This window comes from Anaerococcus porci (genome assembly GCF_034090325.1).
In the GTDB taxonomy this organism is placed as follows: domain Bacteria; phylum Bacillota; class Clostridia; order Tissierellales; family Peptoniphilaceae; genus Anaerococcus; species Anaerococcus porci.
In genome coordinates this window covers 22320-43175 of sequence record NZ_JAXDSU010000055.1, presented here as the reverse complement: position 1 = coordinate 43175, position 20856 = coordinate 22320, and the positions used below count along the sequence as shown (strand labels likewise).

19 protein-coding genes and 1 pseudogene are annotated in these 20856 nt (G+C 30.0%); 9 read left to right on the top strand and 11 right to left on the bottom strand.

Annotation, left to right across the window (positions count from 1 at the left end; genetic code table 11):
* Both SOR60_RS05445 and SOR60_RS05440 read right to left on the bottom strand, forming a co-directional pair.
* Positions 1–170 (bottom strand): annotated as a pseudogene (locus SOR60_RS05445) (IS256 family transposase); the annotation flags it as partial.
* Between the two features lie 419 nt (positions 171–589).
* A complete protein-coding gene (locus SOR60_RS05440) occupies positions 590–1081 on the bottom strand; it encodes a macro domain-containing protein (protein WP_154541160.1) in 492 nt (163 codons plus the stop codon).
* Positions 1082–1250: 169 nt separating this feature from the next.
* On the opposite strand from SOR60_RS05440, the gene SOR60_RS05435 reads away from it, so the two are divergent.
* Entirely contained in the window at positions 1251–1496 is a 246-nt protein-coding gene (locus tag SOR60_RS05435; protein WP_154541162.1) for a YkvA family protein, read from the top strand.
* A gap of 64 nt (positions 1497–1560) precedes the next feature.
* Here SOR60_RS05435 and SOR60_RS05430 read toward each other — a convergent pair whose 3' ends face one another.
* The 7 genes from SOR60_RS05430 to SOR60_RS05400 form a co-directional block, all read right to left on the bottom strand.
* A complete protein-coding gene (locus tag SOR60_RS05430; RefSeq protein ID WP_320595435.1) occupies positions 1561–3189 on the bottom strand; it encodes a hypothetical protein in 1629 nt (542 codons plus the stop codon).
* A complete protein-coding gene (locus SOR60_RS05425) occupies positions 3173–3937 on the bottom strand; it encodes an ABC transporter ATP-binding protein (protein WP_320595434.1) in 765 nt (254 codons plus the stop codon). Before SOR60_RS05425 ends, SOR60_RS05430 begins: the two co-directional genes overlap by 17 nt.
* An 85-nt stretch (positions 3938–4022) precedes the next feature.
* The gene (gene pcp / locus SOR60_RS05420) at positions 4023–4664 is read right to left on the bottom strand and encodes a pyroglutamyl-peptidase I (protein ID WP_154541168.1); all 642 of its coding nucleotides are present in this window, start codon (positions 4662–4664) and stop codon (positions 4023–4025) included.
* A 193-nt stretch (positions 4665–4857) separates the two neighbouring features.
* Complete coding sequence (locus tag SOR60_RS05415; RefSeq protein ID WP_320595433.1) at positions 4858–5865, bottom strand: alpha/beta hydrolase; 1008 nt, start codon at positions 5863–5865, stop codon at positions 4858–4860.
* A complete protein-coding gene (locus tag SOR60_RS05410; RefSeq protein ID WP_320595432.1) occupies positions 5862–6071 on the bottom strand; it encodes a cold-shock protein in 210 nt (69 codons plus the stop codon). Before SOR60_RS05410 ends, SOR60_RS05415 begins: the two co-directional genes overlap by 4 nt.
* A complete protein-coding gene (locus SOR60_RS05405; protein ID WP_154541174.1) occupies positions 6058–6801 on the bottom strand; it encodes a class I SAM-dependent DNA methyltransferase in 744 nt (247 codons plus the stop codon). Before SOR60_RS05405 ends, SOR60_RS05410 begins: the two co-directional genes overlap by 14 nt.
* The gene (locus SOR60_RS05400) at positions 6801–9428 is read right to left on the bottom strand and encodes a valine--tRNA ligase (protein WP_320595431.1); all 2628 of its coding nucleotides are present in this window, start codon (positions 9426–9428) and stop codon (positions 6801–6803) included. Before SOR60_RS05400 ends, SOR60_RS05405 begins: the two co-directional genes overlap by 1 nt.
* A gap of 476 nt (positions 9429–9904) precedes the next feature.
* On the opposite strand from SOR60_RS05400, the gene SOR60_RS05395 reads away from it, so the two are divergent.
* The 5 genes from SOR60_RS05395 (at position 9905) to SOR60_RS05375 (ending at position 17249) form a co-directional block, all read left to right on the top strand.
* On the top strand, positions 9905–10723 hold the full coding sequence (locus tag SOR60_RS05395) for a pyruvate, water dikinase regulatory protein (protein ID WP_154541178.1): 819 nt from the start codon (positions 9905–9907) through the stop codon (positions 10721–10723).
* Positions 10720–13350: a pyruvate, phosphate dikinase gene (ppdK, locus tag SOR60_RS05390; protein ID WP_320595430.1), complete on the top strand. Its 2631-nt coding sequence runs from the start codon at positions 10720–10722 to the stop codon at positions 13348–13350. The genes SOR60_RS05395 and ppdK overlap by 4 nt, the downstream gene beginning before the upstream one ends.
* Before the next feature lie 181 nt (positions 13351–13531).
* Positions 13532–15781, top strand: coding sequence for a formate C-acetyltransferase (gene pflB / locus SOR60_RS05385; protein ID WP_320595429.1), 2250 nt, complete (start codon positions 13532–13534; stop codon positions 15779–15781).
* Between the two features lie 33 nt (positions 15782–15814).
* Entirely contained in the window at positions 15815–16567 is a 753-nt protein-coding gene (pflA, locus tag SOR60_RS05380) for a pyruvate formate-lyase-activating protein (protein WP_320595428.1), read from the top strand.
* A gap of 4 nt (positions 16568–16571) precedes the next feature.
* On the top strand, positions 16572–17249 hold the full coding sequence (locus SOR60_RS05375) for a Crp/Fnr family transcriptional regulator (protein ID WP_320595427.1): 678 nt from the start codon (positions 16572–16574) through the stop codon (positions 17247–17249).
* 198 nt (positions 17250–17447) lie between these two features.
* Here SOR60_RS05375 and SOR60_RS05370 read toward each other — a convergent pair whose 3' ends face one another.
* The gene (locus SOR60_RS05370; protein ID WP_320595436.1) at positions 17448–17651 is read right to left on the bottom strand and encodes a transposase; all 204 of its coding nucleotides are present in this window, start codon (positions 17649–17651) and stop codon (positions 17448–17450) included.
* Positions 17652–17839: 188 nt separating this feature from the next.
* Positions 17840–18268, bottom strand: a complete 429-nt coding sequence (locus tag SOR60_RS05365) for a Fur family transcriptional regulator (RefSeq protein WP_154539277.1) — start codon at positions 18266–18268, stop codon at positions 17840–17842.
* Positions 18269–18359: 91 nt separating this feature from the next.
* On the opposite strand from SOR60_RS05365, the gene SOR60_RS05360 reads away from it, so the two are divergent.
* Genes SOR60_RS05360 through SOR60_RS05350 form a run of 3 tightly spaced genes read left to right on the top strand, consistent with a single transcriptional unit; the run spans position 18360 to position 20808 of the window.
* Positions 18360–19352, top strand: coding sequence for a metal ABC transporter substrate-binding protein (locus SOR60_RS05360; protein ID WP_320595426.1), 993 nt, complete (start codon positions 18360–18362; stop codon positions 19350–19352).
* On the top strand, positions 19353–20018 hold the full coding sequence (locus SOR60_RS05355) for a metal ABC transporter ATP-binding protein (protein WP_154539273.1): 666 nt from the start codon (positions 19353–19355) through the stop codon (positions 20016–20018). It abuts the gene before it with no gap.
* Positions 20011–20808, top strand: coding sequence for a metal ABC transporter permease (locus SOR60_RS05350; protein ID WP_154539271.1), 798 nt, complete (start codon positions 20011–20013; stop codon positions 20806–20808). Before SOR60_RS05355 ends, SOR60_RS05350 begins: the two co-directional genes overlap by 8 nt.
* Positions 20809–20856 lie beyond the last annotated feature (48 nt).

The following is a 20856-nucleotide window of genomic DNA, read 5'->3' as shown; positions in this document are numbered from 1 at the left end:
TATTCATAGTCTAAATGCTCATCTAATTCTGCTTTTAAAAGCTCTTGCATTGTATCGCCTAAAAGATCTTTTAGTGCTTCTTGAATATCTTGTGCACTTTGAGGCTGATATTCTTCAATTAACATTTTTGCTATTTTACTTATTCTTGTTTCTGGTCTTTTTCTTGGCATAAAAATTCCTCCTGGTTAGTTTTTCTTTACCCTAATCAGGAGGTTTCTATACACAAAACTTTACACAGTCTCTAATTATCACTTAATTTTTTCTATTTTAATCATATTTCAACTCTCACTTAATCAAATATCTTACTGACTATATCATTAATTCTATGATTTTTAGCCCTATATCAATTAATATTAGATTAGTTTGATATATTATCTATATACTTCAGCCTTATAGAGTATTAATTATCCATAAATAATGTATCAATTTTCTAATCAAAAAGTGTTTTACAAAAACTTTTTCTGTATTTAGCAATCTTTAGTAATATTGCTATAAGTCTACATATCTGGCTTAATTTTAATTACTCTAATTAGAAATCAGCTCTTATGCTTTAGATATTATTAATATTTTTACTGAAAGAATTCTATGATTAAGACATTATTAAATTAATTAAGCTATTGCCAAGAATCGAAAGATAAACTTCCATTTCATTATCATGAAGAAATTCTTCTATAGTATTCCTTGCTATCATAAAGGCTTCATTTAAAGGATATGCATAGATTCCAGTTGAAATAAGAGGAAAAGCAATTGATTTAATATTATTTTCTTTGGCAAGCTTTAAGGAGTTCATATAAGAATCTTCTAAAAGTTTCCTACACACTTCCTTATAAATTTCATTATATATTGGACCAGCAGTATGGATTATATATTTTTGTTTTAAATTAAACCCATCTGTAATAACAGCTTGCCCCGTTTTTATAGGTGAAAGCTTATCACAAGCTTTTTTTAAGTCTTTTCTTCCTGCAGCTCTAAAAATTTGTCCACAAATTCCTCCACCTTCTAAAAGATCTATATTTGCTGCATTTACAATAGCATCTACATTCAATTTTAAAATATCTTTATTTATTACTTGTAAAGTCATTTTTTCTCCTTTTATACTATTATAACTTGAAAAAATCATTTTGCATAATATAGTTATTTAAATCAACAATTAAAATCAAGCTTTAAGATTTTTAATTTACAAAAAGAAAAATCAAAGTATAATTAAGTTAGAAATTAAATATATTTATAAAAGAAAGAAAAGGGATTATATGCTCAAAAATAATTTTTCAAAGATATCAACTTTTATTCCAGTATACTTTAGAGCTATGAGGGATAAAAATACACCAAAGCTAGCAAAGTTTTTGGGACTTTTTGCAATAGCTTATGCTATTATGCCTGCTGATTTAATTGCTGATACCATTCCATTTTTAGGAATATTAGATGATGCTATTGTTTTGCCATTTTTAATTTATGTGACTAGTAAAATGATACCTGATTCTATTATGAATAGATAGAAAAAGATACTTAAAAGAAAATAAATAAAATTCTAGAGCTGTTAAGTTGTCTAACAGCTCTTTTTTAATTTTTGATTTTAAATGTTTTTGATGAAAACTTATATATTAAAAAGCTAGCAAGTAAGGCAAATAAAAAAATAAATACCGACATTGCCAACATAAATTTAATTTCCCCCAAGTAAACCATTAATGATGGAAATGCAAAGATAAACATATAATATATTCCTAAATTCATTAACACAACTAGGATTGATTTTTGATTGCCTTCCTTATCAAAGGGTTGAAATAAATAATATTGAAATAAAGGTAAAACAGTAAAAAATATCCCATTTAATATTATATAAACTATAGGAAGAATAAAATTAACTATATCCCCATCTATAAATTTAAGGAAAAAAAACATATAAATCAAGGTCATAGCAATAATTGGAATAAGCATAATCTTAAATATATCCCTAAATCTTAACCAAAACATTTTTAATAACTTCTTATCTTCCCTATAAAAACCATAATACAAAAGTGATGAATCGCAATTTTTATAAAAAGCTATAAGAATCTTATCTTGCTTAAAAAGTATATAGGATATTATTGGTATAGCATATATCAAGATTTTATATACCTCATCTGAGCTTACTTTAAGTCTTGATAAAATCCAAAAACATCCAAAACCAACCAGTATAAAAATACCTGTCATTATAAGAGTTGGTTTATATAAAATTCTCCTATGTCTTAAGAAAAATAGTCTATTTAAATACTCAAATCCCTCTACATTTATTTTTTTATTTACCCTTATATCTTTATCTTTAAGCTCAACTAAACTTTTATTTGTATTCTCTGCCTTTTTCATTTGCTCACTATAAGAATTTACAGCCTTTTCTATCATATTATCATAAGCTCTAAAATTCTTTAAAAAACTTATTGAAAAGTATATTCCAAATAAATTTAAAAGCAAAAAAACAAAGCTTAATACTTTTATATCAACTCTTATTAAAAGAGTAAGAAATGATATAAGAAAAACAAAAAATAAAACCAAAATAATTTTTACAAAAGGATTTTTAATAAATTCTTCTTTTCTATCTCCATTTATCCTTGTCCAAAAGGCTGTCATATTTATGATAAAAAAGTAAAGACCTAAGCTGTATAAAAAAGTATAGACTGGATTAATACCTGCAAGTAATAAGGATACTATACAAAAGGCAAGACTTCTACCTATAAAGCATAAAAATGGCTCAAAAAATGTAAAAATCATAGCCAAGTCCTTAGGATAATAATTAAAATTTTTACTTAAATCATTAAACTTATAACCATTATCTAAGATATTGTTTCCTAAAAGATTAAAGGCAATATATACGACAAAGGGAAGACAAGTAAAAAGGAGTTCTTTACCACTTTTAGGAAAAGAACTTAAAATAGATATTCCTAAATCACTTCCAATATCACCTATAAGTTTTACCCAAACACCACTTACAGCTATTACAAAAATAAAACTTAAAAAAGATTTTATAATTTGCCAAATAATTGAAAAAATCGGTATAAAGGTATGCATTATCTGTTTGAAATCATAAAAATAATACTTATCACCTAAGTATTTACCCATCAATGGGATTTTTCTAATCCCATAGATAAGGCCATTGAAGACCTCACTTACCTTAATCCTTTCACTTGTTAAAAATAAACTAAGATAATGATTCATACTCATCCTCCAAATCTTTAAAGTTTTTATCTAGCACTTTTATACTATCATCAGATGTAGTTAAAAGAGTAATTATCTTATCTTCAAAGTCTTTATCATTTTTGATAGATTCGTCAACCTTTTGAAGATTTTTATTATGTAGTAGAACTATGTTATCACAAATATCTTTGGCAAGTTGTAGGATATGAGTTGAAAAAATTATTATATGCTCTTTATGGATTTTTCTTATAATCTTTTTCGTCTCAAATTGAACTACTACATCAAGGCTTGTAAGCGGTTCATCCATAAGAATAACCTTTGGCCTGAGTATTAAAAACATAAGCATTTGAAGTTTATTTTTCATTCCAGTCGAATAACCTTGGATAAGTATATCTATATCATTTATATCAAAATCTACGATCTTAAAATAATCTTCTATAGGTTTTTTATCCTTTATCCTATCCTTATTGGCTTCTATAAAAAACTTAATGAACTCTCTTCCTGTAAGAAATTTGGGAAGATTTGGTTCTGCCACCATGAAAAATACATCTTTGAAGTTTATCTCATTTTTCACCCCATCCTCTTCTAAGAAAACTTTTCCTTCGTCTTTTTTTATCTGTTCACTTATAAGAGAAAAAAGCGTTGTCTTACCTGAGCCATTTCTTCCTAGAAGTGCATAGACTATACCTTCTTCAAATACATAATCTACATTTTCTAAAACCTCCTTTTTGCCAAATGATTTGGATAAGCCTTCTATAATTAACTTCACGTATCCTCCTTTTTTACAAATATAGCATAAAAATCAAATATAGAAAACTGCTATAAAGCTAAAGCCTTATAGCAGCAAACTAAAACTATGCTATTTGTCCACCAGTAACTTCTAAGTCATCACCATCATGATTTACTATAGCTCTAATCGCAGCATTTAGTCCCTTAACTATATCATCAAGGTTCATAGAAGCTGTATTTGGCTTATCTAAAACTTGATTTGGTAAAAATGGTACGTGGATGAACCCCGCTTTAATATTTCCATATTTTTCAGCCAAGTAAAGTGCTTGATACATTATATGGTTACAAACAAAGGTCCCAGCGCTATTTGAAATAGAGGCTGGAATATTTTCTTTTTTAATTTCTTCAACCATAGCCTTTATAGGAATTGATGCAAAGTAAGCATTTTTACCATCTTCTCTAATTTTGACATCTATAGGTTGATTTCCTTCATTATCTTCTATTCTTGCATCATCTTGGTTTATAGCTACTCTTTCAACAGTTAAATCGTACCTTCCACCAGCTTGACCTACACAAAGAATAACATCTGGTTTAACTTCTTTTAATTTTTCTTCAAGCACATCTGCTGATTTGTGAAATACTGTTGGTATTTCAAGTTTTATAACTTCTACACCCTCTATATTTTCATCAATTCTTTTAACCGACTCAATAGCAGGATTAGTAGTTTCTCCACCAAAAGGATCAAATCCTGTTACTAATATCTTCATAATATCCCCTCTCTTTCTTATTATATAATTACCCAAAGATTTTAATATTAAATATAATATTTTAAAAAGCTTATATGCTTAATTTTCTTCTGTTTTATTTGATTTTATCCAAACACATACTTTATTTTTATAAACTAATGATTTTAAAGACTATATTCTATCTTTATAATTTCATCATTATAAAAATTAAGACTTATTCAATGTTAAAAAACTTATTTATATCATCAAAAACATCTATGTTATTTTCTTCATTTAAAACTTCATGCTTCATTTTGTCATATATTTTATAGTCTATATTTTCATATCCTAATGATTTTAAAATACCAAGGCTTCTTTTTATTCCTTCTTCTCCTCCTGTCACATCATCATCTATTCCATTTAAAGAAAGGATTTGGAGGTTCTTATTTCTAAGTTTATATTTTTTCTTTTCATTTAGTCCTTTTACAAGGGAAAACAAAGAAACATTACTTTTTGCAAGAAATCCATTAAGCCTCATTGGATCATTTTCCTTTATCCTTATATTTTCTTTATTATAAGATATCCAAGATGAATCTTTTGAAGTGATTCCTGATAGTTTATCTAAAAGCTTTGACCTTCTTTTCTCTCCTAGATAAAAAGAGATTATATTTCCCAAAAATACACCTATACTAGCTATTGGAATATAAGAAACAGTTCCTGTAAGAACTAATTTATCTATAGTTTGATCATTCTCTTTCAAATAATTTCTTGCAATTAAGGAACCCATGGAATGACCAAGCATATAAATTTTTTTGTCCTTATGAAGCATCCTTATATACTTATTTACAATTACCTGGTCATCTATAAGCTCATGATAGTCTCTTATAAAGCCTGAAGGATGATTTTCTGAAATACTTTTCCCATGTCCCCTGTTATCAGCTATAACTACAGCATATCCCTTATCATTTAGGTATTTTGCAAATTCTAAATAATTTAAAGAATGTTCTAGCATTCCATGGATTATCTGAACTACAGCTTTGGGCTTTTCTAAATCAAATAAATTTACATATAAATCGAATCCATCGCTATTAGTTAAAATTATTTTTTTCCTATCCTTAAGGTTTTTTTCCTCTTTTATAAAAAACCTAGATCCATTTTTTAAATCTTTATAATTTTTATACTTAAAGGCATAAAAGATTTGAGGTAGAAGGATAAAAAATAATAAAACAATTATATATTTCATCTTCCAATCTCCCTTACATTAAAGGCAGTATTTCCCCTACCAAAATCTTTTGTCTCAAACTCAACCTTAGTATCTTTCTTTATAGTCCTGTAAGACTCATCAGATATAATTTCAGAATAATGAAAGAAATAATCTTCTCCACCATCTGTTTCAATAAAACCATATCCTCTTTTATTGTCAAAAAATTTAACCCTACCTTCTTTCATTTTTATCCTTTCTAGCAGAAAATAAAATCCTTAAGCTATAATCCTTGACTTGGGCAAATGTGTCCTCATCTAATATTTTTATATCAGTGAAGTTATTGTTTTTAAGTAAGGCTTTCATAAAATCTATTGAATAGTATCTTTCTATTTGATTTTCTACAATTCTTTTGTATGAACCATCATTATTTTTTATAAAAAAATTAAGTTCCATATCAATTATGTCGCCTTCTTTTATATTATCCCGAGTGTAGAATATATCTTCATATTCATATACAAACGAGTTCGACCCGAAAACTTGATCCATTTTATAGGCTGAATTTATATCAAAGACTAAAAGTCCACCTTCTTTTAAATTCTTATAAGAATTTTTAAATAATTTTCTCAACTCATCTTCATCAGTAACATAGTTTATAGAATCAAGAAGGATTACTATTAAATCATACGAATTTTCATTTAAAAAATCTACCATATTGTAATTATATAAGCTTACATTATCTTCTTGATGTTTTTTAGAAAAAACCTCAAGCATAGACTGAGATAAGTCAAGGGCATCTATATGGTCAAAATCATCAAAAAAGTATTGGGTTAGCATACCAGTGCCGCATGCTAACTCCAACATCTTAACTTTTTTTATCTTATATTCATCACATAGTCTTTTTATATTTTGGCTATACTTTTCATATTCCAAATCAAAAGATAGTTTATCATATATATAGGCAAAATCTTTATACATTACTTATATTCAATTTCCTTATAAGACTCTTTTGTTTTTTCTAAAAGGTCTTGATATTTTTCAAGCTTTTCGCGTTCTTCATTTACTACTTTTTCTGGTGCTTTTGATACAAAACCTTGGTTGTTTAATTTTCCTTCTGCTCTTTTTATTTCAGATTCAATATTTTTAATCTCATCTCTTAGTCTTTTTCTTTCCTTATCATAGTCTATAAGATTTTCTAAAGGAATATATATTTTAAAGTCATTAAAGATAAGATTTACTGCATCTTCTACTTCCTTATCTTCAGCTATTATAGATATTTCACCAGACTTAGAAAGATTAATAAATTGACCCTTTAAATCATCTAAGAAACTTCTTGTTTTCTCATCAGATGAATATATTACAAGATCTTGTCTAGTTTTTGAACCAAGATTTAAAGTTTGTCTTTGATTTCTTATTGATTTTATAGCTTCAATTGCTCCATCTACAATTCTTGCTTCATTATCAAAGTTAAAGTCATCACTAGCCTTTGGCCAATCTTCAACTATAAGCATATCCTTTTTATTTGGCAATTGCTTGTAGATTTCTTCTGTTATAAATGGCATAAAAGGATGAAGAAGGGCTATCATATCTTTTAGAACATATACTAAAACTTTTTTAACTGTGGACTTAGCCTTATCATCTTCTGAGTTTAGTCTTTCCTTGGCAAATTCTATATACCAATCACAAAACTCTTCCCATATAAAGTCTTCAATCCTACTTGCAGCAAGACCAATTTCATACTTATCTAGGTTTTTAGATACCTCTTCTATAACATTATTTAATCTTTTAAGTATCCACTTATCCTCAAGACTTAGGTCAAAATCTTTAAATTCTACATCGTCAGACTCATCTATATTCATTAAAACAAATCTTGTTGCATTCCAAAGTTTATTTGCAAAGTTTCTACTTGCAATAATTCTTTTTTCATCATAACGCATATCATTTCCTGGAGAATTCCCAGTTATTATTGTAAACCTTAGGGCATCTGCGCCATAGTTATTTACTACATCAATTGGATCAACTCCATTTCCAAGGGATTTTGACATCTTTCTACCTTGAGGATCTCTTATAAGACCTGTGAATAAAACATGGTCAAACGGAATCTTATCTGTATTATAAAGAGAAGAAAATACCATTCTTATAACCCAGAAAAAGATTATATCATAGCCAGTAACAAGAATATCTGTTGGGAAGTAGTATTTATAATCTTCTGTTTCATCAGGCCAACCTAAGGTTGCAAAAGGCCAAAGAGCTGATGAAAACCAAGTATCGAGGGTATCTTCTTCTTGGGTAACCTTCTTACCTTCTAGCATTCCATTTTCATCTGGATCATCTTCAGACACAATAATCTCTCCATCTTCAGTATAGAAAACTGGGAGTCTATGGCCCCACCATAATTGTCTAGATATACACCAATCTCTAATATTTAAAAGCCAATTCATATAGGTCTTTCCTATAGATTCTGGAATTAAATTTAATTCACCATTTTTATAGACTTCTATTGCTTTTTTGGCAAGATCTTCCATCTTAACAAACCATTGTTTAGAAATCAATGGTTCTATAACAACCTTTGTCCTTTCACTATAACCTACAGCATGCTCTATAGTTTCAGTCTTAATTAAAAGATTTTCTTTTTCTAAATCTTCTATTATTAGCTCTCTTGCCTTATACCTATCAAGACCTGAATATTTACCATAGCCTTCTTTAATGTGGGCAGCCTCATCTATAACTACACATTGTCCCAACTTATGTCTTTTTCCAACTTCAAAGTCGTTAGGATCATGGGATGGAGTGATTTTTACACAACCTGTACCAAATTCCATATCTACATAGGAATCTTCAATTAAGGGAATCTTTCTTCCTACAAGAGGAAGTATTAAGTTTTTCCCAATTTTATCCTTAAATCTCTCATCTTCTGGATTAACTGCTACTGCCAAATCTCCAAACATGGTTTCAGGCCTTGTTGTAGCTATGGTTATATAATCATCACTATTTTCAAAGAAATATTTTATATACCATAAGTGTCCCTCTTGATCCTTATGATATACTTCTGCATCTGATAAAGCAGTTTTTGCTTCAGGGTCCCAGTTTACAATCCTATTTCCCCTATAGATTAGACCTTCATCATACATCTTTTTAAAGACATGTCTTACAGCTTTTGTAAGATTTTTATCCATAGTAAAGGAATCCCTATCCCAATCGCAAGAAACTCCTATCGTTCTTAATTGTTTTTTTATGGTTCCACCATATTCTTCGGTCCAATCCCAACATTCTTTTAAAAACTCATCACGACCAAGCTCATCCTTGCTCTTTCCTTCATTTCTTATTTTTTCAACAACCTTAGCCTCAGTTGAAATTGAGGCATGATCTGTTCCCGGTATCCAACAAGCTTCAAAACCTTGCATTCTCTTATATCTGATTATAATGTCTTGAATAGTATTATTTAAGGCATGACCTAGATGAAGTTTTCCAGTTATATTTGGTGGTGGCATAACTATAGTAAATGGTTTTTTATCCTTATTAACTTTTGACTTAAAATAGCCACCCTCTTCCCATTTTTTATAAATATCTTTCTCAAAATCTTTAGGTTCGTACTTTGTTTGCATAAAATCTCCTAACTAAAATAAATTAAAAAATGGTAACACATTCTCTAGGACGAGATTATCGCGTTACCACCTATATTCCTTTTATAAAAGGCTCTTATTTGCATATATGCATGCTACAATTAAACTATTTCAAACTAACCTTCATAGGTTTTTCTTAAAGACTTCCACCAACCGTCTTCTCTCTATAAAGATCCACCTACTACTCCTTTTTGTCAAAGTTTAGTATTTAATTCTTTAATCATTATATTTTACTTTAAAAAAATGTCAATATTCTTATATTATTCCTTTTTTTATACTTTTCTATGAATAAATAGAAAAAATACCATAAATATCGAATAAAAGGAAAAGATAAAATAAAAGCCTTTAAATATAAGCTTGTATAAATATATAAAAATAGAAAACGATTATTATGCTTGGATTTTTATAAAAAAATGCTATAATTATATTAGAATCTAATGTAAGGAGGTGGTAGCTTAATGAAGCTAAGTATAAATATTCTTTCAGATACTAGCGGATATGCAACTGAGCAAATTGTAAAAGTTTCTCTTAGTCAATTTGATGTTGATACTATTATAAATATATATCCTGATATAAGAGATATTGATTCTTTGAAAGATAACTTAGAATTTATAAGAAAGACTAATGAAAACTTTTTCATCTACCACTCATTTCAAGATTCACAGATGAATGTGTATATCAATAACTTTTGTGAGCTAAATAATATATCATATGTAGACATTACTGGATATTCTATAAGGAATTTATCAAAAAAACTCAAACTAAAACCTAAAAATAGGTACTCTAGCCAAAGTCTTTATGAGAGCATTCACTTTAAGACTATGAATGCTTTTGACTTTGCCATAAAATATGATGATGGTAAGGATTTTAGATCACTAAAAGCTTGTGATATAGCTATTATTGGAGTTTCTAGGTCATCTAAGACCCCCCTATCTATCTATCTTGCTAGTAAGGGTCTTAAGGTATGTAATATACCTATACTATTAAAGGCAAGCCTACCTAGAGAATTATTTGAAATAGATTCAAATAAGATTTTTGGTCTCACTATAGATGAGAATAGGTTAAAAAGTCTTAGGGAAGAAAGACTGAAAAGTTTAAATATCTTCAGTGAAAGTAAGTATTCAGATATTAATGAAATAAGAAAAGAACTTAAATATGCTAAAGATATTATGGATGACTTATCTTGTAAAATTATAGATGTTACAAATAAGTCAATAGAAGAAACTTCTGATATCATAGTTAATACGTTAAATGAATACGAAAGGGGAAAAAAATGACAGAAAAATACGTATACAATTTTAACGAGGGCGACAAATCAATGCGCTCATTACTTGGTGGTAAGGGCGCAAATCTAGCAGAAATGACAAATATGGGCATCAATGTACCATATGGTTTCACAGTTTCAACAGAAGCTTGTGCAAGATTTTATAAGGAAGATAAAAAGATTTGGGACAGTCTAAAAGATGAAATCACAAGGCATATCAAAGACCTTGAAGAACACAATAAGAAAACCTTTGGTTCTACCGAAGACCCATTATTAGTATCAGTAAGAAGTGGTGCTCCTGTTTCAATGCCAGGTATGATGGATACAATCTTAAACCTTGGTTTAAATGATGATGCAGTTATAGGCCTTAGCAAAAAAACAAATAACGAAAGATTTGCTTATGATTCTTATAGAAGATTTATACAAATGTTTGCAGACGTTGCTATGGGAATTGATAAAAATAATTTTGAAAAAGTACTTACAGCCAAGAAAAGAGCAAATGGTGTAAAAGAAGATACTGACCTTACAGCAGAAGATTTAAAAGAGGTTGTAGAAGAATACAAGTTAGTTTATAAAACTCTAAAAGGCGAAGACTTCCCACAAGATCCTAGAGAACAGCTTGATGCGTCAATAACTGCAGTATTTGCATCATGGAATAACGAAAGAGCAATCCTTTATAGAAAACTTAATGATATTGATGATTCTATGGGAACCGCAGTAAATGTTCAATCAATGGTATTTGGTAATATGGGTGATAATTCTGGTACAGGAGTAGCTTTCTCAAGAAATCCAGCTACAGGTGAAAACAAACTATTTGGTGAATACTTAATAAATGCTCAAGGTGAAGACGTAGTAGCAGGAGTTAGAACACCTAAAGAAATTGCCACCTTAAAGGAAGCTATGCCTGATGTCTACCAAGAATTCTATGACACAAGCGAAAAACTTGAACAACATTACAAAGATATGCAAGATATGGAATTTACTATACAAGATGGTAAATTATATCTACTCCAAACAAGAAATGGTAAAAGAACTGCTCAAGCTGCAGTAAAAGTTGCTGTAGATATGGTTCATGAAGGCCTACTCGATGAAAAAGAAGCAATTCTTAGGGTAAATCCTAAAGACTTAGATGGAATCCTTCACCCTACCCTATCTCAAAAAGCAATAGATGAAAATACCCCAATTGCAAAAGGTCTTGCAGCAAGTCCAGGAGCTGCTGTAGGTTATATTGCCTTTACAGCAAAAGAAGCTAAGGAAAGAGCTGCTAAGGGTGTTGATGTAATTCTTGTACGTGAAGAAACAAGCCCTGAAGACTTAGAAGGCATGGTATCAGCTACAGGAATACTAACTGCAAGGGGTGGTATGACAAGCCATGCTGCCGTAGTTGCAAGAGGTATGGGAAAATGTTGTGTATCTGGTGCCCATGATATAGAAGTTATAGAAGATGAAAGAGTTGTATTAGTTGACGGTAAAGAGTTGACAGATGAAAACATAATCTCTATAGATGGTTCTACAGGAAATATCTATCTAGGAGAGCTTGAAACACAAAATCCAAAACTTGAAGGTGACTTCGGTGAATTTATGGGTTGGGTTGATAAGTATCGTGATATGAAAGTTAGAACAAATGCCGATACACCAAATGATGCTAAACAAGCCCTCGAATTTGGAGCAGAGGGAATTGGTTTATGTAGGACAGAACATATGTTCTTTAAAGCTGATAGAATCTTCCAAGTAAGAAAGATGATTCTAGCTCACAATAAAGAAACTAGAAAAGAAGCCCTAGATAAAATTCTTCCAATGCAAGAAGATGACTTCTATAAAATCTACTCACTCATGGGTGAAAGACCAGTTACAGTAAGACTATTAGATCCACCTCTTCACGAATTCTTACCACGTGGACAAGAAGAGATAAGAACTCTAGCTGAAGACTTAAATATGGAAATAGCTCAAGTTAAGAAAAGGATATTAGACCTTGAAGAAGTAAACCCAATGCTTGGATTTAGAGGACTTAGACTTGGGGTAAGATACCCAGAAATCTCAAGAATGCAAGCAAGAGCTATAATTCAAGCTGCTTTACATTGTCATGAAGATGGAATTAAAGTTGTTCCAGAAATAATGATTCCACTTTCATCTGATGCAAAAGAACTTTCTTATGTAAAAGAAGAAGTAAAAGATGAAATTGAAAAAGTATTTGAAGAAAAAGGTAAAAAAATCGACTATCTACTAGGTACAATGATTGAAATCCCAAGAGCTGCCATAACAGCTGATGAAATTGGAGAAATAACTGACTTCTTCTCATTTGGTACAAATGACCTTACACAAATGACATTTGGACTTTCAAGAGATGATGCTGGTAAATTCTTAGACTTATACCTTGATAAGGACATCTTTGCAAAAGACCCATTCCAAGTACTAGATCAAAAGGGTGTTGGTTTCTTAGTAGAAACTGCAGTAGAAAAGGGCAAAAAAGCAAATCCTAACCTTCACTTAGGTATATGTGGAGAACATGGTGGAGAGCCAACTACAGTTAAATACCTATATGGAGTAGGACTTGACTATGTATCTTGTTCACCATTTAGAGTTCCTATAGCAAAACTTGCAGCAGCACAAGCAGCTATAGAAAATCCTAGGAAAAAATAATATAAAAAAGTAGATGAAAATCAATTTTCATCTACTTTTTATTACTCTCTAAAATTCATTATAAATTCATAAAAATTTTTATTATGTGATTTAAATCACTGACTTAACTCTCCCCTTCCTTATATAATTGACATATAAATAAAGAAACTATTTAAATTAACATAAATTATAGGAGGCTACAATGAAGGCATATGAAAATTTTAAGGGTCAGATTTGGAAAGACGAAATAAATGTTCGTAATTTTATCCTAGAAAATTACACCCCCTACGAAGGTGATGAATCTTTTTTAGTAGGTATGAGTGAAAAAACTAAAAAACTTCACCATATAGTTGATGAAATGATTAAAAAAGAAGTCACTGAAAATTATAGAAATGCTGATACTACAAGATTTGCAACAATAGATGGATATGACGAAGGCTACATTGATAAAGAAAATGAAGTTATATTTGGTCTTCAGACAGATGAAGCTCTTAAAAGAATTGTAAATCCATATGGTGGATATAGGATGGTTGAACAAGCACTAGATGCTTATGGTCAAAGTATGGATAAAACTTTAGAAAAAACTTTTAAAGAATTCAGAAAAACTCACAACCAAGGTGTGTTTGATGCTTATACGAAGCAAATTAGAAAGGCTCGTTCAGTAGGACTTTTAACAGGTCTTCCAGATGCCTATGGACGTGGTAGAATAATCGGTGATTATAGAAGAGTAGCTCTATATGGTATGGATAGACTAATTGAAGAAAAGATAAAAGACTTAGATAGACTTCCTATAAGTGAAGAAGATATAGAAGCTTCCATTAGACTTAGGGAAGAAGTTTCTGAACAAATTAGGGCTTTAGGTAAAATTATCAATATGGCAGATAAGTATGGTTTTGATATAAGAAGACCAGCTGAGAATGCAAAAGAGGCTGTTCAATGGCTATATTTTGGATATCTTGCTGCAGTTAAAGAAAATAATGGTGCTGCAATGAGCCTTGGCAGAAATACTACATTCATAGACTGTTATATCCAAAGAGATATGAAAAAAGGACTAATTGATGAAAAGATAGCTCAAGAATTAATAGATCAACTTGTTATTAAACTAAGACTTGTAAGACACTTAAGAACACCTGAATATGATGAAGTGTTTGGTGGAGACCCAACTTGGGTTACAGAATCAATCGGTGGTATTGGACTAGATGGGAGAAGTCTTGTTACAAAAACAGCCTTCCGCTTCCTTCACACCCTTACAAATCTTGGTCCATCTCCTGAACCAAATATGACTGTACTTTGGGCAAAAGATTTACCAAAAGCTTGGAAAAATTACTGTTCAAAAATGTCAATTAATACAGATTCAATCCAATATGAAAATGATGATTTGATGAGAAATATGTATGGTGATGACTATGCTATAGCATGCTGTGTATCTGCTATGGAAGTTGGAAAAGAAATGCAATTTTTCGGAGCACGTGCAAATCTAGCTAAATCACTCCTCTACTCTATAAATGGTTCAATTGATGAAAAGAAGAGAAATAAGGATGGGTCATTTATAAAAGTATTTGATGATATAGAAAAAATTGAAGATGATTACCTTGACTATGATAAGGTAATGAAAAACTACAAGAAAGTTTTAGCGGAAGTTGCTGAAATGTATATAAAAGCTTTAAATACTATTCACTTCATGCATGATAAGTACGCATATGAAGCTGGACAAATGGGTCTTTTAGATACAAAAGTCAAGATAAATATGGCGTGTGGAGTTGCGGGTCTTTCAATTGCTGCTGACTCACTTTCAGCCATAAAATATGCTAAAGTTAAGCCAATAAGAGATAAAGATGGTATAGCGGTTGACTTTGAGACTTTTGGGGACTTCCCTAAGTATGGGAATGATGATTCAAGAGTTGATGATATTGCTGTAGAAATTTTATCCTATTTCTCAGATGAACTTAAAAAACACCCAACATATAAAAACGCCCACCATACCCTATCTGCCCTTACAATCACTTCAAATGTAATGTATGGTAAAAAAACTGGTTCCACACCAGATGGAAGAAAAGTTGGTGAACCATTTGCCCCAGGTGCAAACCCAATGCACGGACGTGATGAAAATGGTGCACTTGCATCTCTTAATTCTGTAGCTAAACTTCCATATGAGTGTGTTTGTGAAGATGGCATTTCAAATACTTTTACTATAGTTCCAGATGCCTTAGGTAAAGAAAATAAACAAAGAGTAGAAAATCTTGTAAATATAATGGATGGCTACTTTGGACAAGATGCCTTTCATTTAAATGTAAATGTCCTTCAAAGAGAAAAATTGATGGATGCTTACAATAATCCGGAAAAATATCCAAACTTGACTATTAGGGTTTCAGGATATGCTGTAAGATTTAATAGGTTAACAAATGAGCAAAAAAGAGAAGTTCTTCAAAGGACATTCCACGATATAGCTTAAATATATTAAAATAAAAGATAAGGAGAGGACAATATGCTAAGATTACATTCTATAGAGACTATGGGACTTGTTGATGGACCAGGAATTAGAACTATATTTTTCTTACAAGGTTGTCCTCTTCACTGTATTTACTGTCATAATCCTGACACCCAAAATACACTAAAGGGTAAAGAAGTAAGTGTAGACTATCTTGTAGAAAAAGCAAAAAGAATGAAGCCTTATTTCAAAAATGGTGGCGGTGTAACTATTTCAGGTGGAGAACCTCTTATTCACGGAAAAGACTTAATCAAATTGATAGATAGTCTACATAAAGAAAATATCCATGTATGTCTTGATACATCAGGAATTGGAAATAGTAATTACTACGAAGAAATAATAGATAAAGTCGATCTTATACTTTTAGATATAAAACACTATAACATCCTAGGTTTCAAGGAAATGGTTGGATTTTCAAATGATAAGCTTTTGAAATTTATAGACTATATAAAAAACTCCTTTACCCCTATTTGGATAAGACATGTCATGGTCCCAGGCTTTACTGATAGCAAAGAAGATATGGAAAACTTTGTTAAATTCATTCATCCAATAAGTAAAAATATAGAGAAAATTGAAATTCTACCCTACCACACCCTAGGAATAAAAAAATATGAGGAAATCGGAAAAGACTATAAACTAAAAGGTGTTGAAGCAATGGATAAGAAAAAAGCTAAGTCACTTGAATCTTACGCTAACTCTTTGCTAGAATTGTATAGAAAGGAAAGCGTAAAAGAAAAAACGCAAAAGTGATAAAATGAGCCTTGATTATGGAAAAATTGACTTATTTAATTTTTTGACAAAAAAAGAACTTGATAGACTTTCTAAAGATGTTAAAATAAAAGAATATAAAAAAGGAGAAACTGTTTTCTCTCCTGGAGATAAGCCAGAAAAAATGTTTGTAATATATGAAGGTTTTATAAAAATATTCATGCTAATATCAGATGGACGCGAACAAATTCTATATATTTATGGCAAAGGTGAATTTGTTGGAGGACACAACATGTTGAAAAACGAAGATTATATATATCATGGTCTTGCTACAAGTGATGTCAAGATAATTGAGCTTGATAAATATGACTTTAGTGTACTTATAAACAACAAGATTTTTCTTAGAAGACTTATAGACCAATCTTATAAGAGAATAAGAAAAAGTGAAAAACTCATAGATAGACTTATTGTAATAAATGCTGATATGAAAGTTGCAAAGCTATTAATTGATTTAATTGGAATCTATGGAAAGGTTAAAGATAATGGAACTATTCTACTTGATACAAATATAACACGCCAAGAGCTTGCTTCATACGCAGGTATATCAAGAGAAACCATGTCTAGAAAATTATCTTACCTTGAGGATATGGGAATCATAGATTTAGAAGATAAGGGAAAAATCCTTATAAAAAATATGAAAGAATTAAGAAAGTTTACTCTTTAATAAGAGGGTCGGGTCTGTAAATAGTTTTATGTATCAACCTGACTCCTGATAAAAGGGTAAGGGTTGATACAATTTTTTATGTATCAATCTCTGTCCATTCCTATAGGATGGAGCTTATTTTAATTTTATACGAACTGAATAAACTGTCAAATTTTCATGAAAATTTCCAGCTGATTTTATAGTTTTTTTTACCTGTTTTTAAAACCTCCCTTCAAAAAATATTGATAATTGGGATAAGATTTGATCCCAGCCACAAATTCTACTTGCCCATTTGCTTGAGGCATCTACCATTGCAAGGTACAAGCTTTTTTGTAGTGCGCAGTCATTTGGAAATATTGTTTTATTTTTAGTTACTTTTCTTAGTTGTCTATTGAAGTTTTCCTTTGTCTTTGTTGTATGTATTAATTTTCTTATTCCTTCTGGGTATTTGAAGTAGGTTAGAAGTTTAAGTCCAATTGTTTTGCCATGAATTTACACACATAGGATACTTTTTACATCACTTATCTTCAAATATGTCTAGGTTTGTTAAGACTAGTTCTTCTGTTGGTGCTTTACACAATCTCTTTGTCGACAATCTGAGGCCATCTGGCCTAATTTTTTTTGAGCTTTTTTTGGCAATCAGGACATATTCCTGTAAATTCAAAATTGTGTCCTTTTATCAAAAAGCCTGTTTCTGATTCTATTTCGTCTTCTATATTATGTATAGGACAATTATCTAAAATAAACCTCCTATTACAACTTATGCAAGTTATGAAGTGTTTATGGTTAATATCATTTAATTGAAAATATGATATACCGTCTGAATTTGTATTTTTTAATAGAAGATTTTCATCAGCCATTGTATTTAGATTTCTATAAATAGTTGATAGATCTAGATTTTTATTCTTTTTTTTACATATATCAAAAATTTCTTCAGCAGAAACAGGTTCTTCATTTGCAATAATAATTTCTAAAATTAATATTCTTTTTTTGGTAACTCTCAACTTCTTGTCTCTTAGTATTTCTTCTATATTCACCATTTTCACCTCTATTTTAATAATATACCATATTGACAAAAAATAAAATAATAATATAATATTCACTGCAAATGATTTGCAAGAAGGAGGTTATATGAAAAGAAAATTACTAGGTATCTTGTTAGTGCTTTGTGTATTTATAACAGGGTGTGCAAAAAATGAAACGAAAGATAAAATAAATTCAAATGAAGTAAATAAAAGTGAAAACAAAGAAACTATTTATGCATCTTTTTATCCTATATATAATTTAACAAAACAAATTGCAGGGGATAAGTATAATGTAGAATCTTTTACTAATCTTAATACAGAAGTTCATGATTTTGAACCATCAGCAAAAGAAATGGCAAAACTTTCAGGTGCAAAGCTTCTTATCTTAAACGGAGCAGGTTTGGAATCATGGGCAGATAGTGTGAGAAATTCAGTAGATGTAGAAATTTTAGACTCATCAAAAGGTGTTGATTTAATAAAATCAGAAGAAGATGACCATCACCATGAAGATAAACACGATAATCATGAAGATGAGGATAAACATGATCACCATGAAGGGGATCATCATGAGCATGGTTTATACGATCCACACATTTGGTTGTCTCCTAAGAATGTAATAATTCAAGCTAATAATATAGCTAATAAATTAGGAGAAATAGATTCAACTAACAAAGAATATTACCAAGAAAACTTTGAAAAAATAAAAAAAGAACTTGAAGAAATTGACAGTAAGTATAGTGACTTATTAAAAAATAAGAAGAATAGAAAGATTTTAGTTGACCATGAAGCTTTCTCATACCTTGCAAGAGATTATAATCTCGAACAAATTGCCTTAACTTCAATTACATCTACTAATGAAACAGATGCTAATACTATGAAAAAAGCTATAGACTACATTAAGGATAATAATATAAGTGTTGTATTTTATGAAAAAGGTGGTTCTGATAAAAATGTAAAAACTCTTGCCGATGAATTATCTATTGATATAAAGCCTATAAACACTATAGAATATGCTAATGATGAAGATTTGAAAGAAAATAAAACTCTTCAAGAATTACTTAAAGAAAATCTCGAATTAATAGAAAGCAGTCTAGAATAAATGAAAGAGGTAGAAGTTAAAGACTTATATTTTTCCTATAATAAGGAAGATATCCTTAAAGGGTTAAGTTTTGACCTTTATCAGGGAGATTTTTTGACGATTCAAGGTGAAAATGGATCGGGAAAATCTACTTTAATAAAATTGCTATTAAATGATTTAAAAAAGAAATCTGGAGAGATTAAGTTGTTTGGAGAAGCTATAGAAGACTTTAATGACTATACAAAAATTGGTTATGTACCCCAAATCAATGATTCCAGTAAATTGTCCTTTCCCATAACTAGCAGGGAATATGTAGTATTAAACTTATATAATAAGTTCAATATTTTTAATAGACCAAGTAAAAAGTGCTTTGAAAAGGTAGATGATATTTTCGATATTTTAAATATAGGGAATTTGATAGATGAGCCCTTTAACAAGCTTTCAGGAGGACAGGCTCAAAAAGTTATGATAGCTAGAGCTATGGTCAATGATCCAAAAGTACTTCTTTTAGATGAGCCTACAGTTGGGGTTGATGAAAAATCTAAAAGAAAATTTTTAAAGCTTCTAACACACTTAAATGACAAACACAATATCACAATTCTTATGATAAGTCATGAGATGGATATTGTAAGAGATTTTTCAAAAAGAGAAATTAGACTTAAGAATGGAAGGATAGTAGATGCTTAGTTATGCATTTATGCAAAGAGCCCTACTTGTAGGACTAATGCTTTCTATAATAATACCTATGATTGGTATTGTGATGATAAATAGAAGGACATCAATGATAGGTGATGCTCTTTCTCACTCATCACTTGCAGGGGTTGCCCTAGGACTTATAATTGGTATAAATCCTATATTTACATCTGTATTAATATGTATTATAGCAAGTTTTGCAATTGAGTTAATAAGGAAAAAATTTAATAGTTTTGGAGATATGGCAACAGCAATTATAATGAGTCTTGGTATAGGACTTGCAGCTATTATGTCGGATTTTACACCTGGTGGAACGAGTTTTGAATCATTTTTATTTGGTTCAATAACAAGTGTATCTAAGGAAGATTTAATTATAGTAAGCGTGATTTTTTTACTAGTATTATTATTTAGTCTTTACCTTTATTATCCACTTCTTTATAATTCTATTAGTCCTTTAATGGCGAGACTTTCTGGAGTTAATTCAAAACTGGTATCATCTATATTTACATTTTTAACTGCAATAACGGTTGCTATTTCAGCAAAAACAGTAGGAGCTTTGATGATATCATCTTTAATGGTTTTACCTGTTGCAAGTTCACTTATGATATCAAAATCATATAAGGAAACTTTTATAAAGTCTATAATTATAGCAATAATTTATATGATGTTAGGTATATCAGCAAGTTTTTATCTAGGAATAAAGCCAGGAGGGGCTATAGTTGTTATAGCAGTAATTGGAATGGTACTTTCTTTAATAATCCAAAAATTCAAAAAGATGGGTTGATGCAAATTGAATTAATCTTTGCAAAATCAATTACAAGTCTCTCTAAGA

Bases quoted from the DNA above. Each gene is read 5' to 3' on its own strand.
- SOR60_RS05435 (WP_154541162.1), top strand. From the start codon at position 1,251: ATGCTCAAAAATAATTTTTCAAAGATATCAACTTTTATTCCAGTATAC.
- SOR60_RS05360 (WP_320595426.1), top strand. From the start codon at position 18,360: ATGAAAAGAAAATTACTAGGTATCTTGTTAGTGCTTTGTGTATTTATA.
- SOR60_RS05410 (WP_320595432.1), bottom strand. From the start codon at position 6,071: ATGAAAGAAGGTAGGGTTAAATTTTTTGACAATAAAAGAGGATATGGT.
- SOR60_RS05440 (WP_154541160.1), bottom strand. From the start codon at position 1,081: ATGACTTTACAAGTAATAAATAAAGATATTTTAAAATTGAATGTAGAT.
- SOR60_RS05430 (WP_320595435.1), bottom strand. From the start codon at position 3,189: ATGAATCATTATCTTAGTTTATTTTTAACAAGTGAAAGGATTAAGGTA.
- SOR60_RS05415 (WP_320595433.1), bottom strand. From the start codon at position 5,865: ATGAAATATATAATTGTTTTATTATTTTTTATCCTTCTACCTCAAATC.
- pflB (WP_320595429.1), top strand. From the start codon at position 13,532: ATGAAGGCATATGAAAATTTTAAGGGTCAGATTTGGAAAGACGAAATA.
- SOR60_RS05355 (WP_154539273.1), top strand. From the start codon at position 19,353: ATGAAAGAGGTAGAAGTTAAAGACTTATATTTTTCCTATAATAAGGAA.
- SOR60_RS05400 (WP_320595431.1), bottom strand. From the start codon at position 9,428: ATGCAAACAAAGTACGAACCTAAAGATTTTGAGAAAGATATTTATAAA.
- SOR60_RS05405 (WP_154541174.1), bottom strand. From the start codon at position 6,801: ATGTATAAAGATTTTGCCTATATATATGATAAACTATCTTTTGATTTG.
- SOR60_RS05375 (WP_320595427.1), top strand. From the start codon at position 16,572: ATGAGCCTTGATTATGGAAAAATTGACTTATTTAATTTTTTGACAAAA.
- pcp (WP_154541168.1), bottom strand. From the start codon at position 4,664: ATGAAGATATTAGTAACAGGATTTGATCCTTTTGGTGGAGAAACTACT.
- pflA (WP_320595428.1), top strand. From the start codon at position 15,815: ATGCTAAGATTACATTCTATAGAGACTATGGGACTTGTTGATGGACCA.
- SOR60_RS05395 (WP_154541178.1), top strand. From the start codon at position 9,905: ATGAAGCTAAGTATAAATATTCTTTCAGATACTAGCGGATATGCAACT.
- SOR60_RS05365 (WP_154539277.1), bottom strand. From the start codon at position 18,268: ATGGTGAATATAGAAGAAATACTAAGAGACAAGAAGTTGAGAGTTACC.
- ppdK (WP_320595430.1), top strand. From the start codon at position 10,720: ATGACAGAAAAATACGTATACAATTTTAACGAGGGCGACAAATCAATG.
- SOR60_RS05350 (WP_154539271.1), top strand. From the start codon at position 20,011: ATGCTTAGTTATGCATTTATGCAAAGAGCCCTACTTGTAGGACTAATG.